The 15,339-nt window shown below is 61.6% G+C and carries 13 protein-coding genes; 7 read left to right on the top strand and 6 right to left on the bottom strand.

Features of this window, described 5'->3' with window-relative positions:
* Positions 1-197: 197 nt before the first annotated feature.
* From NVV93_RS09820 to NVV93_RS09805, 4 genes are all read right to left on the bottom strand, one after another.
* Entirely contained in the window at positions 198-3,299 is a 3,102-nt protein-coding gene (locus NVV93_RS09820; protein WP_258254248.1) for an MdtB/MuxB family multidrug efflux RND transporter permease subunit, read from the bottom strand.
* A complete protein-coding gene (locus NVV93_RS09815) occupies positions 3,296-4,645 on the bottom strand; it encodes an MdtA/MuxA family multidrug efflux RND transporter periplasmic adaptor subunit (protein ID WP_258254247.1) in 1,350 nt (449 codons plus the stop codon). The genes NVV93_RS09820 and NVV93_RS09815 overlap by 4 nt, the downstream gene beginning before the upstream one ends.
* 336 nt (positions 4,646-4,981) lie before the next feature.
* Positions 4,982-5,485: a thiol peroxidase gene (gene tpx / locus NVV93_RS09810; protein ID WP_258254246.1), complete on the bottom strand. Its 504-nt coding sequence runs from the start codon at positions 5,483-5,485 to the stop codon at positions 4,982-4,984.
* 195 nt (positions 5,486-5,680) lie between these two features.
* Positions 5,681-6,340, bottom strand: a complete 660-nt coding sequence (locus NVV93_RS09805; RefSeq protein WP_258254245.1) for an N-acetyltransferase — start codon at positions 6,338-6,340, stop codon at positions 5,681-5,683.
* 138 nt (positions 6,341-6,478) lie between these two features.
* On the opposite strand from NVV93_RS09805, the gene xthA reads away from it, so the two are divergent.
* Both xthA and NVV93_RS09795 read left to right on the top strand, forming a co-directional pair.
* On the top strand, positions 6,479-7,291 hold the full coding sequence (gene xthA, locus NVV93_RS09800; protein ID WP_258254244.1) for an exodeoxyribonuclease III: 813 nt from the start codon (positions 6,479-6,481) through the stop codon (positions 7,289-7,291).
* 354 nt (positions 7,292-7,645) lie between these two features.
* Positions 7,646-9,013, top strand: coding sequence for a phosphate ABC transporter substrate-binding/OmpA family protein (locus NVV93_RS09795; protein ID WP_258254243.1), 1,368 nt, complete (start codon positions 7,646-7,648; stop codon positions 9,011-9,013).
* Between the two features lie 27 nt (positions 9,014-9,040).
* Here NVV93_RS09795 and NVV93_RS09790 read toward each other — a convergent pair whose 3' ends face one another.
* On the bottom strand, positions 9,041-10,081 hold the full coding sequence (locus NVV93_RS09790; RefSeq protein ID WP_258254242.1) for a hypothetical protein: 1,041 nt from the start codon (positions 10,079-10,081) through the stop codon (positions 9,041-9,043).
* A 412-nt stretch (positions 10,082-10,493) separates the two neighbouring features.
* On the opposite strand from NVV93_RS09790, the gene NVV93_RS09785 reads away from it, so the two are divergent.
* Positions 10,494-11,477, top strand: coding sequence for a TerC family protein (locus NVV93_RS09785; protein ID WP_258254241.1), 984 nt, complete (start codon positions 10,494-10,496; stop codon positions 11,475-11,477).
* A 16-nt stretch (positions 11,478-11,493) separates the two neighbouring features.
* On the top strand, positions 11,494-11,691 hold the full coding sequence (locus NVV93_RS09780) for a hypothetical protein (RefSeq protein ID WP_309137390.1): 198 nt from the start codon (positions 11,494-11,496) through the stop codon (positions 11,689-11,691).
* A gap of 121 nt (positions 11,692-11,812) precedes the next feature.
* Here the strand turns inward: NVV93_RS09780 and NVV93_RS09775 are convergent, their stop codons facing one another.
* Entirely contained in the window at positions 11,813-13,042 is a 1,230-nt protein-coding gene (locus tag NVV93_RS09775) for an acyl-CoA dehydrogenase (protein ID WP_258254240.1), read from the bottom strand.
* 140 nt (positions 13,043-13,182) lie between these two features.
* On the opposite strand from NVV93_RS09775, the gene NVV93_RS09770 reads away from it, so the two are divergent.
* The 3 genes from NVV93_RS09770 to NVV93_RS09760 all read left to right on the top strand — a co-directional run bounded on the left by NVV93_RS09770 (position 13,183) and on the right by NVV93_RS09760 (position 15,244).
* Positions 13,183-14,100 (top strand): LysR family transcriptional regulator, encoded by a 918-nt coding sequence (locus tag NVV93_RS09770; RefSeq protein WP_258254239.1) that lies wholly within the window; start codon positions 13,183-13,185, stop codon positions 14,098-14,100.
* A 65-nt stretch (positions 14,101-14,165) separates the two neighbouring features.
* Entirely contained in the window at positions 14,166-14,570 is a 405-nt protein-coding gene (locus NVV93_RS09765) for an MbcA/ParS/Xre antitoxin family protein (RefSeq protein ID WP_258254238.1), read from the top strand.
* Positions 14,567-15,244, top strand: a complete 678-nt coding sequence (locus NVV93_RS09760; protein WP_258254237.1) for an RES family NAD+ phosphorylase — start codon at positions 14,567-14,569, stop codon at positions 15,242-15,244. Before NVV93_RS09765 ends, NVV93_RS09760 begins: the two co-directional genes overlap by 4 nt.
* Positions 15,245-15,339 lie beyond the last annotated feature (95 nt).

Raw genomic sequence — 15,339 nt, 5'->3', positions numbered from 1 at the left:
CCTCTCCCATTCATGGGAGAGGGTTGGGGAGAGGGCAACGGACGCGCCGGAGACGCCAGCCACCCTCTCCCCCGACCCCTCTCCCGTAAACGGGAGAGGGGAGGAAATGCCGCTCAGTCCGTAGCCCGGATGTAATCCGGGGGCCAGGCAACTCCGCTTCCCGGATTGCATCCGGGCTACGGTGGCGCGAGCGATGCTCATACCACCACCTCTTCACCCTCTTCTTCCTGCCGCCCATAACGCCGCGCCAGGCGGTCGAAGTACAGGTAGATGACCGGTGTGGTGAACAGCGTCAGCACCTGGCTGACCAGCAGGCCGCCAACCATCACCAGACCCAGCGGCTGACGCAACTCGGCGCCGGAGCCGCTGGCGAGCATCAGCGGAATAGCGCCGAACAACGCCGCCAGGGTGGTCATCAGGATCGGCCGGAAGCGCAGCAGCGCCGCTTGGTAGATCGCCGCCTCGGGCGGCATGCCTTGGTTGCGTTCGGCGTCGAGGGCGAAGTCGATCATCATGATCGCGTTCTTCTTGACGATGCCGATCAGCAAGATGATGCCGATGATCGCGATCAGCCCCAGATCGTTGCCGGTGAGCAGCAACGCCAGCAGCGCGCCGACGCCCGCCGAGGGCAAGGTGGAGAGAATCGTCACCGGATGGATGTAGCTCTCATAGAGCACTCCGAGGACGATATACATGGTCACCACGGCGGCGAGAATCAGCCACAGGGTGCTCGACAACGAGGCGCGGAAGGCTTCGGCGGCGCCCTGGAAGCGGCTCTGCACGCCTTCCGGCATACCGATGTCGCGCTGAGCCTGCTCGATGACCGCCACCGCTTCGCCGAGCGACACGCCCAGGGTCAGGTTGAATGACAGATTGACCGCCGGAAACTGACCGATGTGGTTGACCACCAGGTCAGTGTTGCGCTCCTCGACCTGGGCCAGGCTGGACAGCGGCACCTGGTTGCCGGCGCTGGTCTGCACATGGATTTGGCCAAGTGCCTGCGGGCCGATCTGCTCGCCGCTGCGCGACTGCAACACCACGCGATACTGGCTGGACTGGGTGAAGATGGTCGAGATCTGCCGCTGGCCGAAGGCGTCGTACAACGCATCGGTGATGCTTGAGACGTTCACGCCCAAGCGGCCGGCGAGATCACGGTCGATGTTCAGGTATACCTGCAAGCCTTTGTCCTGCAGGTCGCTGGCGACATCGCGCAGTTCGGCTTTGCCACGCAGCTCGTCGACCAGCTTGTGCGTCCACTCGCGCAGCAACTCGGTATCCGGCGACTCCAGGCTGAACTGGAATTGCGTGCGGCTGACCCGATCCTCGATGGTCAAGTCCTGGACTGGCTGGAGGAACAGGCGAATATCGCTGAGCTGGGCGAGCTGCGGCTGCAGACGTTCGATCACCTCGCTGGCGCTAACATCGCGTTCGCCGTGTGGCTTGAGATTGATCAGCAAGCGGCCGCTGTTGAGCGTGACATTGTCGCCATCGACACCGATGTAGGAGCTCAGGCTCGCCACCGCCGGATCTTTGAGAATGAGCGTCGCGAGTTCCTGCTGACGCGTGCTCATGGCGCTGAACGACACCGACTGCGGCGCTTCGGAAATACCCTGAATCACCCCGGTGTCCTGCACCGGAAAGAAGCCCTTGGGCACCGCGAGATAAAGCACCACGGTCAGCCCGAGGGTGGCGATGGCCACCAGCAGGGTCAGCGGCTGGTGGCGCAGCACCACTTGCAAACAGCGCCCGTAGCCGGCGATCAGCTGGTTGATCCAGTTGCCGCAGGCCCGATAGAACCAGCCCTGCTCGCGCTCCGGCGGTTCACGCTTGAGCAGTCGCGCGCACATCATCGGGGTCAGGGTCAGCGAGACCACCAGCGAAATGAGGATCGCCACCGCCAGGGTGATAGCAAATTCGCGGAACAAGCGGCCGACCACATCGGCCATGAACAGCAGCGGAATCAGCACGGCGATCAACGAGAAAGTCAGCGAGATCAGCGTGAAGCCGATCTGTCGCGCTCCTTTGAGCGCCGCCTGCATCGGTGTGGCGCCCTCCTCCAGATGGCGAGAAATGTTTTCCAGCATGACGATGGCATCGTCGACCACAAAACCCGTGGCGATGGTCAGCGCCATCAAAGTCAGGTTGTTGATCGAGAAGCCGGCCAGATACATCACCGCAAAGGTGCCGACCAGCGACAACGGCACGGCAATCGACGGAATGATGGTGGCCGACAGCTTGCGCAGGAAGATGAGCGTCACCATCACCACCAGCGCGACGGCCAGGAACAGCTCGTGCAACACATCGCGCACCGAGGCGCGGATGGTCTGGGTGCGGTCGGTGAGCACGCTGACATCCAGACCGGACGGCATGGTCGAGGTAATTTTCGGCAACAGCTCCTGAATCCGGTCGACCACCTCGATGACGTTGGCACCCGGTTGGCGCTGGATATTGATCAGCACCGCCTGGTTCTGGTTGGCCCAGGCGGCGAGTCGCTCGTCCTCGGCGCCATCGACGATGTCGGCGACATCTTTGAGCCGCAGCACGCCGCCATTGTTGTAGGAAAGGATCAGCTCGGCGTATTCCTCCGGGGAGCGCAGCTGGTCGTTGGCATCGAGCATCGACACCCGGGTGGGGCCGTCGAAGTTGCCCTTGGGCTGATTGACGTTGGAGGCGTTGACCAGGGTGCGCACGTCCGACAGGTTCAGACCGTTGGCCGCCAAGGCCTCGGGGTTGACGCGGATGCGCACCGCCTGGCGCTGACCGCCAGCCAGGCTGACCATGCCGACACCGCTGATTTGCGCGAGCTTTTGCGCCATGCGCGTATCGACCAGGTCATGCAGCTTGGGCAGCGGCATGGTCTTGGAGCTAATCGCTATGGTCAGCACCGGCGTATCGGCTGGGTTGACCTTGTTGTACACCGGCGGCGCGGGCAAATCCTTGGGCAGCAGGTTGGTGGCCGCATTGATGGCCGCCTGCACCTCCTGTTCGGCGATATCCAGGCCCATTTCCAGGGTGAAGCGCAGGGTGATCACCGAGGCACCGCCGGAGCTGGTCGAGGACATCTGCGCCAAGCCGGGCATCTGCCCGAACTGCCGTTCCAGGGGCGCGGTCACGGCGCTGGTCATCACTTCCGGGCTGGCGCCGGGATACAGCGTGAGCACTCGAATGGTCGGGTAATCGACCTGCGGCAAGGCCGACACCGGCAGCAGCTTGTAGGCGATCAGGCCGGCGAGGACGATCGCCAGCATGCTCAGCGTGGTGGCGACCGGGCGAAGGATGAACAGCCGTGACAGATTCATGCGTCGGGTTTTTCGCGGGCGGCAGGTTTGGTAGCAGTTTGATCCGAACCTTGCAGCTCAACGACCGGCGAGGCAGGCACCGCGTCGCTGTCATGGACAATTTCCACTTCGCTGCCATCGCGCAGCCGGTCGGTGCCTTCCAGGACCACCCGGTCACCGGCTTTCAAGCCGCTGAGCACCACGCTGCGCTCGCCGTCGTTCGGGCCAATCTGCAGCTGGCGGATATGCACTTTCTTGTCACCGTCGAGCACATAGACGAACGAGCCGTCGGTGCCGAACTGCACCGCCGCAGTGGGCACCAGTACGGCGTTTTTCAGGGTGTCGGCGCGCAGCTTGACGTTGACGAACTGGTTGGGAAACAGGGTTTCCTTTTCATTGGTAAAACGCGCCTTGAGCTTCAAGGTGCCGGTGGTGGTGTCGATCTGGTTGTCCAGGCTATGCAGCACGCCTTCGGCCTGCAGGCGGGTTTCCCCGCGATCCCAGGCTTCCACCGCCATCGGCTGGCCGCTGCGGTAATGCTCGACCACGTCCGGCAAATCCCGCTCCGGCAAGGTGAAGCTAACGCTGATCGGCTGGGTCTGAGTGATCACCACCAACGGCGTGGTATCGCCGGAGCTGACCAGGTTGCCGGCATCCACCTGACGCAAGCCCAGGCGTCCGGAAATCGGCGCCTTGACCTGGGTAAAGTCGAGATTCAAGCGCGCCTGGGCGACGGCCGCCTCGTTGCCCTTGATGGTGCCGCGATATTGGTTGACCAGGGCTTCCTGGGTATCGAGGGTTTGCTTGGCGATGCTGTCTTCTTCGAACAGACCTTTGTAGCGTTTCAGGTCGAGTTCGGCGTTGCGCAGCTGCGCCTGGTTCTCCTGCAGGGTGCCTTGGGCTTGCTGCAGCGCGACCTGGAACGGCCGCGGATCGATGACCGCCAACACGGCGCCGGCCTTGACCAGCTGACCTTCTTCGAACAACAGCTTGACCAGTTGGCCGTCGACGCGCCCGCGAACATTCACGGTATTCATCGCCGTCACAGTCCCCAATGCCTTGTAGTAGACCGGGAAGTCGCCCTGGCTGGCGGCGGCGATCCGCACCGGAGTAGGCCCGCCCATGAAACCGCCGCCGAATCCGCCGCCGCCTCCAGGACCAGGTGCCATACCCGGAGCGCCAGCGCCGCGCCGGCGGCCCGCGCCAGGCTGGGCGGCCTGTTCAGCTGTAGCGCCGTCGCCGGGCTGGGATTTGCTCGTCGGCCATTGCCACCAGGCCAGCAACGCCAAGGCGAGCACAGTCAGGCCGATGAACAACCAGCGGCGCGAGGAACGGGATTCAGGGGTATTCGGAGAGCGAGCGGCCATGATGCACTTTCAACGTCTTCGGGAGCGTGCACGATAAGCACAGGACGCGGCCAAGCAAAGCCTCTTTACCGGGTTTTTACCTTCTACTGACGCCTCTAAACCCATGACCCGCAAATAAAAAGTTACGTGTTGGGCACCGCTTCCGTAGGGTGGGTTAGCCGCGTAGCGGCGTAACCCACCGGCGCGGTCACCCTGAACACCGGCGTCCAGCAGGGTTGGCGGGTTACGCCTACGGCTAACCCACCCTACGAATCATCACGCACTTACGCTTCTAAACCCATGGCGCGCAAATAAAAACGGCCTGCTTAAGCAGGCCGTTTTTAATATTGCCGGGTATTACTTGGTGAGCGCCGCAATGGCTGCGTCGTAGTTCGGCTCATCAGCAATTTCGCCGACCAATTCGCTGTGCAGGACTTTGTCGTTCTCGTCCAGCACCACCACGGCGCGAGCGGCGACGCCAGCCAGCGGGCCGGAGGCAATGGCGACACCATAGTTATTGAGGAAATCAGCGCCACGCATGGTCGACAGATTCATCACATTGCTTAGACCTTCAGCGCCGCAGAAGCGCGCTTGGGCAAACGGCAAGTCGGCGGAAATGCACAGCACCACGGTGTTGGCGAGCTTGCTGGATTGCTCGTTGAACTTGCGTACCGAGGTGGCGCAGGTCGGCGTGTCGACGCTTGGGAAGATGTTCAGGACTTTGCGTTTGCCGACCAGGCTGGCCAGGGTCACGTCGCCCAGATCTTTGCCGACCAGGGTGAATGCCGGTGCGGTTTGTCCGGCTTTTGGCAATTCGCCAGCGACTTCGATCGGGTTGCCCTTGAGGGTCACTTGAGCCATGAGAATGGTCCTTTTTGTTGGGTGGGGAAAAAGCGGCGAGCGCATGGTGACTGCATGAAAGAGCCGAAATGCTAGCACGGCACTAGCGCCATTTAGAGCGCTGCGGGGCAATCAGCCTACGCCCCCATTACGCATGTGGCCAATCGTTCAGCTTCTCGCCACCCGCACAGCGCCGGCTGGCAACAGGATTGACTGCTATCCGGAGATGACCTGCGCCACCGGCCGTGGGTTGGGATGGAAGAACACATGCTCGCGAATCGGCCCGACCGCCACTTCGCCGATTTCTTCGTAGCCTTGGCGGGCATAGAACTCCAGATAGCGCGGATTACCGGTGTCCAGCACCACGCCCTGCGAGCCGGTGTCCTCGGCGCACCAGTCGTGCAAGGCGCCGAGCAGCCGCTCGCCCAAATGCTGGCCCTGAAACTGCGGATGCACGCCGAGTAGCGGCAGCACGTGATAAGGCCCCGGCGGCAGGCAGGCGAGCACGGCGTCGTGATATTCGAGATAGCGCTTGGTGCAGCGAAAGCCGGTGGTCAGCAACATACGCAGACGCCAGGCCCAACTTTCGGTGATATCCAGACGCCGCTGCGGTGGCGCAATCAAGGCGATACCGATCAGGCGATCCTCGAGCAACAGGCCGATCGCTGGCAGTTCCTCGGCGAAATGCTGCTGCACCAGTTCGCGGACCGTGGCGCGCACACGCTGGTCGTAGCCAGGACGCTCAGCCTCGAACAGATAGGCAAACGTCGGTTCGTGACGATAGGCGTGGTACAGCAGCGAACGCGCCTCGCGTGCATAACCGCCATCGAGCATGCGGATATTCAGCGCCGCGAGGGAAACCTGGGAATTAGGCATTCACGGTGACCTCTTAATTATTGTTATCGGTTTTTCTTGCCTCCCAGCAACTTAGCACCCGCCCCCAGACGCCGCCAGACGGCTGGCCGCAAGGCCCGGCGATGGGCTAGCATCGGGCTTTTCCCAGGATGGCTAGCCATGAAGATCGTTTCTTTCAATATCAATGGCCTGCGCGCCCGTCCGCATCAGCTGGCAGCGCTAATCGAAAAGCATCAGCCGGATGTCATCGGCCTGCAGGAAACCAAAGTCAGCGACGAGCAGTTCCCCGAAGCGGAAATCCGCCAGCTCGGCTATCACGTGCATTACCACGGCCAGAAAGGCCATTACGGTGTCGCCCTGCTATCGCGCAAAGCGCCGCTGGTGCTGAGCAAAGGCTTCCCTGGCGACGATGAAGAAGCGCAACGGCGTTTCATCTGGGGTACCTACGCCGATGCGCACGGCAACCCGATCACCATCATGAACGGCTACTTCCCGCAGGGTGAAAGCCGCGATCACCCGACCAAATTCCCCGCCAAACAGCGCTTTTACGCCAATCTACAAGAGCTGCTGCTGACTCAGTTCAAACAGGACCAACCACTGGTGGTGATGGGTGACATCAACATCTCACCGGAAGACAGCGACATTGGCATCGGCGAGAACAACCGTCTGCGCTGGCTGAAGACCGGCAAGTGCAGCTTCCTGCCGGAAGAGCGCGAATGGCTGGCGACCCTGAAGAACTGGGGCCTGGTCGACAGTTTCCGCCACCTCAACCCGACGGTCAGCGATCGCTTCAGCTGGTTCGACTACCGCAGCCGCGGCTTCGAGGACGAACCCAAGCGCGGCCTGCGCATCGACGTGATCCTCGCTTCCGACCCACTGCTCGCACGGTTCAAGGACGCCGGGGTCGACTATGACCTGCGCGGCATGGAAAAGCCTTCCGACCACGCGCCGATCTGGCTTGAGCTGAGCTGAGCCCGTCTCGACCATGCACCAAGCCCGGCTCCAACGCCGGGCTATTGGCTATGTCCCCGCTAACGTGTTGCGCAGCGCTTTTGTAGGGTGGGTTAGCCGCGTAGCGGCGTAACCCACCAGCGACGCCGCTCGGAACACTGGCGTCCAACCTAGTCGGTGGGTTACGCCTACGGCTAACCCACCCTACGAATCTGAGCTGAACCTGCTGGCGTATTAACGCAGGAAGTCGAACGCGACTGCCCGCGTGCACACCTACGACAGGCTTCTTACGCCTGCCGAGTCATCGACTCGTCACACTCCTGTCATCTTTGCTGCTTAGCCTGCCGGCCTTCGGATCACTCCAAGGACGCACTCATGCTGCACCCTTCTTCTCGCCTGCCGGCAAACTGGCCTGCAACCATTACCTGGCTGCTACTCGGCTTTATCTGCTACGCCCTGCCCTGGTCGGTTATCGCCGCCCCTGGTGAACCGCCAGTACTGCGCATCCAGGGCTCCAACACCATCGGCGCGAAGCTCGGTCCGGCACTGGTCAAAGGCTTGATGGAGGAACGCGGCCTGCGCGACATCCGCCTGCAGCAAGGCGCAGCCGAGAACGAGCAGCGGGTCATCGGCGTGAACGCCGAGGGTCAGGAGGTGCGCATCGAGGTCGCCGCACACGGCTCGGGCACCGGTTTCACTGCCTTGAAGGATGGCAGTGCGGAACTGGCTGCCTCCTCGCGGCCGATCAAACCGGCTGAAGCGCAGTTGTTGACCAGTCTCGGCGATCTGAAAGGCCGCGACGCCGAACAGATCATCGCCCTCGATGGCCTGGCGATCATTCTCAATCCGAACAATCCGCTGGCCAGCCTGACCACCGAACAACTGGCGCGTATCTTCGCCGGCGAGGTGAAGACCTGGGAGGAGCTCGGCGGGCGCGGCGGTGAGATCCGCCTGTACGCGCGGGACGACAAATCCGGCACCTACGACACCTTCAAGGAACTGGTCCTCGCCGCCCACGGCAAGACGCTGGCGGCGAATGCCAAGCGTTTCGAGTCCAGCGAACAGTTGTCCGACTCCGTCAGCCAGGACAGCCACGGCATCGGCTTCATCGGCCTCCCCTACATCCGTCAGGCAAAGGCGCTGGCCATCGCCGATGGTGACTCGCAGGCCATGCCGCCGAGCACCACGCTGATCGCCACCGAGGACTACCCCCTGTCGCGGCGCTTGTTCCTGTATCTCCCTCCGGGCCAGCAAAACCCCTGGGCCAAGGCGCTGGTGCAGTTCGCTCACAGCCCGCGCGGCCAGGCAATCGTCGAGCAGACAGGATTCATCGCGCAGACGGTCCGCGCGGTTAAAGTGGCGGCGGATTCGAATTTGCCTCACGACTACCGTGAACTGGCGAGCCAGGCACAACGGCTATCGGTGAATTTCCGCTTCCAGGAAGGCAGCGCGACGCTGGATAACAAGGCGCAGCGCGACCTCGAACGGGTACTGGATTACTTGCAAAGCCACGACAAGCTGAATCAGGCGGTCGTGCTGGTCGGCTTTGGCGATCCCAAGCTCGATCCGGAGCGAGCTGCGCTACTGTCCAAGCTGCGCGCCATGGCCGTGCGCCGCGAGCTGGCCCGCCACGGGGTGGCCTTCCGCGAGATCACCGGCCTCGGCGATCAACTGCCGGTAGCCGCCAACGACGGCGAAGATGGCCGCCTGAAAAATCGCCGGGTGGAAGTCTGGGTGTATTAGGCGCGGATCAATAACCGCAACCGCGCTCTAATCGGCGGGAATGGGGGTGGAGGAAGCGTCCCCCGCCACGGGTTCATACTTAAGCCGCTGCGCCTCGAGTTGCCCGAGACCTACTTCGATCTGTCCCGATAGGTAATAGACCCCCGCCAACACTCCGGTTTCGCGATTGCGCATCAGGTTCAGCCACTCTTCGTCAAAGGCGGCGTTGATGTTTTTCCGCAAGCGCGCTTCCGTTGCCGGTCGTTCATTCTCCCGTGTGAGGGCAGTGAAACCGGCCACGCCCAAGGAAATCACCGAGCCCGCTACTCGTCCAACCAACGCCCCCAAAGCGCTTGCCGCACTGCTGGCGGTGAGCTCGGCCTCCAGGGTTTCGCTGGTGTGTTTCGCCATCGAGGCGATTCCCTCATTCGACGCCCACGCCCCAGGGCCACCGGGAGTGGTGAGAATTCGCTCGATCAGGGCGTCATAAGCCTGCAGCTCATCCAGCGGATCGGCGTGGACAACCTGATAAAGCGAAGCGCTGTAGGCCGGCTGGGTTAAGGCTATGGCTGGAATTTGATTCAGGCGCTGGTCGAACTGCTCTGGTGGTACCCCATAGCGCTGCGGGATTACCTGGAGTTGCTCGCCGAGCCGCAAGACATAGAAACTCGTGGTCTTTTGCATGACATCGTCAGGATCGATCTGCTCGGAAACGGGCTCCAGTACGCGATCCTGATACTGCTCCTGCAGATAGATGGACAGACGATTAACCGCCGAATCCTTATCCCCGTCCGCGCTCACCCGGTACCAGGCGACTTTCATGCTCAGCCATTGGCGGGTCCAGTAGCTGGAGAACCAGGGAATAAAGTCATCATCGGTACGTTTGTAGACCAAGTCCATCCAGCTCTCCATGAAGTCGAGAGCGTATTTCTCGGCCTGCGCTGCCGCAGCGTCTGAGGCGGCTCCAATATCGCTATCGACCTGCCGCCAGGTGTATTCCGAGACCACAACATCAGGGGGACGATCTGCGGTAGCACACCCCACGAGCGCCACCATCAAGGCGACGAGCAAGGAGCGCAAAATCAACATTGCCAAGACTCCTGGAGCAAGTTCGTTAGCGGCTCATCCCCACCAACGAAAGTGGCTAACCGGACTCTTCACACTGCTCATGCGGGCTTTCCGCAAAATCAATGGTCGCTCGATTGCTCCTTGCACATAGCAGTCTTCAGCGCCTTCTTCGGCCGCGCGTACAGCACGTCCGGCTTGGGCTTGAAAGTATAGGTGGCGAAAAAACACGGCTTGCACAAACCGACGCCTGGCGCTGCGGGGCGCCAGCCCACTAAATGGGCGCCGACGCAATTTCTTACACCCCCAGACTTGTCAGAGTCTGGCCAGGGCTTCTAGCCTCGTTAGGGTGACGCCGGGCCCCTCTGGCGGTGAATGCTCACCGTGATGTCGGAGTCATTTGACTGGTCAATTTTCGACATTCAAGGAGGGGCTCATGGAAGCTCTACAAACGTTCCTAGGTGGGGAGTTCCTCGGTACCGCCGCCTGGCTGTGGCTGGTTTTCCTCGGCATCGTCAGCGCCCTGCTGGTCCTCGATCTAGGCGTGCTGCACCGAGATCAACACGAAATCGAAATGCGCGAAAGTCTGCTGCTGTACAGCGGCTACTTTGCCGTAGGCGTGCTATTCGGCGTGTGGGTCTGGTTTCAGCTGGGGGCGCAAAGCGCGCTGGAGTTCTATACCGGCTTTCTCGTCGAGCAATCGCTGTCGATGGACAACGTGTTCGTCATGGCGACGATCCTCGGCTACTTCAACATCCCGCGGCGCTACCAACATCGTGTGCTGTTCTGGGGAATTCTCGGGGTGATCCTGCTGCGCGCGCTCATGATCGGCCTGGGCACGGCGCTAATTAAGGAGTTCGACTGGATTCTCTATGTGTTCGGCGCGTTCCTGCTGTTCACCGGGGTGAAAATGCTGTTCGCCAAGGACGAAGCGCACCCGGACTTGTCGCAGAACTCGGTGCTGCGCTTCCTGCGTAAGCGCCTGCGCATCACCGATGAGCTGCATGGGCCACATTTTTTCGTCCGCCGCCCCGACGCGAGCGGCAAGTTGTTGCTCTATGGCACACCGTTGTTCCTGGCACTAGTACTGATCGAGTTGGCCGACCTTGTGTTTGCCGTAGACAGCGTGCCAGCGGTGTTCGCCATCACCCAGGATCCGTTCATCGTCTACACCTCGAACATCTTCGCGATCCTCGGGCTGCGCGCGCTGTACTTCGCCCTGGCAGCACTCATGCACCGTTTCGTTTATCTGAAATACGCGTTGGCGTTGGTGTTGGTGTTCATCGGTGGGAAGATTTTCGCCCACGGTATCGTCGGCCCGATTCCACCGCTGCTGTCGCTGAGCGTCACCTTCGGCGTGTTGGCGGGCGGCGTGCTGCTATCACTGTTGAAGACGCGCAACCAGGCCGAGCAGCGTTAGCGAGAGTCAGAGGACGATGGATATGCAGGATGTGCTGATCGAAGCCATCGAGAAACGCGGCAAACAGCAGTGGCAGGTCCGGCTAGGGAGCCGCTACGTGACCTTCGTGCAGGAGCAGGCGGCCCGCGCCTTCCCCGCCCAGCTGCACCTGCGTGTGCATTGGTTGCACCAGCAGAGCGATGTCACAGACAGTGCCAACCCCTCACCGCCCTGAAGCGCAAAGCCATCCTGTAGGAGCGAATTTATTCGCGATGGGGCCGCCCGAGCTGCCCTGCTCTCCTACACAGCCACAAACAACAAGGCCCGCATCTGCGGGCCTTGTTGTTTCAGCCGGGTTAGTGGCTGCTGCGGAGCATTTCCTTCGGCACGTATTTGCCGATCTCGAACTTGCCGATCGCCGCGCGGTGCACTTCGTCCGGGCCATCGGCCAGGCGCAGGGTGCGCTGCATGGCGTAGAAGTACGCCAGCGGCGTGTCGTTGGAGACACCGGCACCACCGTGGATCTGGATCGCACGGTCGATCACGCTCAGCGCGACGTTGGGCGCCACCACCTTGATCTGGGCGATCTCGCTCTGCGCGATCTTGTTGCCCACGGTATCCATCATGTACGCCGCATTGAGGGTCAGCAGGCGAGCCTGGTTGATCTCGATACGTGAGTTGGCGATGTGGTCGATGTTGCCGCCTAGGCGGGCCAGCGGCCTGCCGAACGCGGTGCGGCTGGCGGCGCGCTTGCACATCAGTTCCAGCGCGCGCTCGGCCATGCCCACGGAGCGCATGCAGTGGTGGATACGGCCTGGGCCAAGGCGACCCTGGGCGATCTCGAAGCCACGGCCTTCGCCGAGCAGGACGTTCTCATACGGCACGCGGACATTCTCGAACAGCACTTCGGCGTGGCCGTGCGGCGCGTCGTCGTAGCCGAACACCGGCAGCGGACGGAGGATTTTCACCCCTGGGGTATCGGTCGGCACCAGAATCATCGAGTGCTGCTGGTGGCGCGGGCCGTCCGGATTGGTCAGGCCCATGAAGATCATGATCTTGCAACGCGGATCGCAAGCGCCGGAGGTCCACCACTTGCGGCCGTTGATCACCCACTCGTCACCCTCGCGTACCGCGCGGGCTTCCATGTTGGTGGCGTCGGACGAAGCCACGCCCGGCTCGGTCATCGCGAAGGCCGAACGGATCTCACCGGAGAGCAGCGGCTCCAGCCACTGTTTCTTCTGTGCTTCAGTGGCGTAACGCACCAGGGTTTCCATGTTGCCGGTGTCCGGCGCCGAGCAATTGAACGGTTCGGAGCCCATCAGCGAGCGGCCCATGATCTCGGCCAGCGGTGCGTATTCCATGTTGGTCAGGCCGGCACCGTAGTCGGACTCCGGCAGGAACAGGTTCCACAAACCCTCGGCTTTGGCCTTGGCTTTCAGCTCTTCCATGATCGCCGTGGGCTGCCAGCGGTCGCCTTCGGCCACTTGCTTGTCGAATACCTCCTCGGCTGGATAAACGTAGGCGTCCATGAACGCGGTAACGCGCTCACGCAATTCTTGAACCTTGGGAGAGTAAGCAAAATCCATGGGAAGCTACCTTTGACCGGCTGAGATGGAATGATCCTAGAACATGACCCCGTGATTTATCCAACCTATTCTCGGCGTGTATAAACATTCATCACTCATATATGATCACCCGATCGGGTACTTTCGGAGTGTGTTTGGAAATGAATCTAAGCAAGGTCGATCTCAACCTTTTCATTGTCTTCGATGCCATCTACACCGAAGCCAATCTGACCCGCGCCGGCCAAATTGTTGGTATCACCCAACCGGCCGTTTCCAACGCCCTCGCTCGTCTGCGCGAAACCTTCAATGACCCGCTGTTCGTGCGTACGGCCCAGGGCATGGTGCCGACGCCAATGGCGCAGAACATCATCGGCTCAGTGCGCAACGCTCTGCAGTTGTTGCGCGTATCCGTGCAGGAAAGCCGCATTTTCAACCCAGCCCAAGCGAATAAGACGTTCCGCATCAGCATGACCGACCTCACCGAGGCGGTCGTTTTGCCGCTTCTGTTCCAGCGCCTGCGTCGCCTGGCGCCGCAGGTACAGATCGAAAGCTTCCTGTCTAAACGCCGCGAGACCACCAAAGAGCTGGCCGCCGGCCGTCTGGACTTCGCCGTGGACTTGCCGCTGAACACCGATGCGCAGGTGCGCCACGTCAAGCTGATGGACGACCGCTACGTCTGCGCGATGCGCCAAGGTCATCCGCTGGGCAAAGAGAAAATCAGCATCGAAAAGTACTTGTCGCAGTCGCACGTGCAGATTTCCAGCCGCCGCAGTGGCCTCGGCTATGTCGATCTGGCCCTCGGCAAGATGGGCCTGCAACGCAAAATCGCACTGCGTTCCCAGCACTACCTGATGGCCTCTACAGTCATCGAAAGCACCGACATGCTGATGACCGCGCCCGAGCGCTTCGCTCGACGTCATGGGCTGCACTATGCCGATCTGCCGGTCGAGGTTCCGGCGGTTGAAACCCATCTGTACTGGCACGAGAGCACCGACCAGGATCCGGCCAACCGCTGGATGCGGGAGCAAATCATCGAAATCTGCCAGCAGGTTTCACGTAACGAAGCGAAAACCGCTTGACGGTTGTCGGCATTCCACATCCGGACTATTATTAACTTTAAGTCCGTATGCGGAGGATGGTGGCCATGGTAGTCGCCGAGCGTAAAGCCGAACCGATCGCCAATCTCGACTCGACCAAAGCCGGTCAAGTGGCATTGAAGTTCTTCTTCAACCTGATGGAAAAATGGCATTGCTCGGTCGAAGAGCAAATGGTCCTGCTCGGCTCCATCGGTCGTAGCACGCTGTACAAGTACCGCCAGCTGCCGGAAATCCGCTTGCCGCGCGATACCCTCGAGCGCGTGTCCTATCTGATGGGCATCCACAAATCGCTGCGTATCCTGTTTGGCGACAAACCGTCCACCTACGACTGGGTTCGCAAATCCAACAGCGAAGCACCGTTCAACGGCCATAGCGCGATGGAGTTGATGCTCGCCGGCGGCGTGGTCGATCTGGCCGATGTGCGCCGCTATCTGGATGGAGTGCGCGGTTGAGCCAAGCCGCCCTGCCTGCATGGAATCGTGCCTACCGCATCGTCTCCAGCGCCTTTCCACCGATCTCGGTGTTCGAGGACGTGCTCGATCCCGCCGACCTGGAGCAGGCCTACCTAATCGAAGGCCTGACCAACGACCGCCTGCGCGAAGAAGCCGGCCTACTCGCCCTGGTCGCTCCTGAAGATCGGGTCAGCGGTCCCGGCGCCTCGCCGCTAATGGCGGCGTTCACCCATATCGGCTATGCCAGTCGTTTCACCGACGGTAAATACGGCGTGTATTACTGCGGCGACAGCTTGCAGACCGCCATCGCCGAAACGCGCTATCACAAGGAACGCTTCCTGCGCGCCACCGCTGAGCCAAGCATGGAGCTCACCCTGCGCACCTACGTGTGCCAGGTGATCAAACCGCTGGTCGATATCCGCCAAGATTACGCGCAGCTTCACAATCCTGATCCGTCCAGTTACCCGATTGCCCAACACTTCGCCGCCGAGCAACGCAAGCAGAAGGCCTGGGGCCTGCTCTACCGCAGCGTGCGCCATGCGGACGGTGAATGCGCGGCGCTATTCCGCCCCCCGGCCGCCAGCCTGCCGCTGCAGGGCGTGCATTTGCGCTACGTCTGGGACGGCAAGCTGCAACAGATCGTCAATGTCTTCGAGATTAAGCAGCTCGCCTGAGAACCTGTTTACGATCTGCTGCGCGTCGGCCATACGGCGTTGAAATCGGGCTCAGAAGCCGCTTGCGGCTAACGCACTTCAGTGCGGCCCCGAAG

It is taken from the genome of Pseudomonas sp. LS44, assembly GCF_024730785.1.
GTDB lineage: Bacteria > Pseudomonadota > Gammaproteobacteria > Pseudomonadales > Pseudomonadaceae > Aquipseudomonas.
This window is presented reverse-complemented; position numbering and strand designations above follow the sequence as displayed.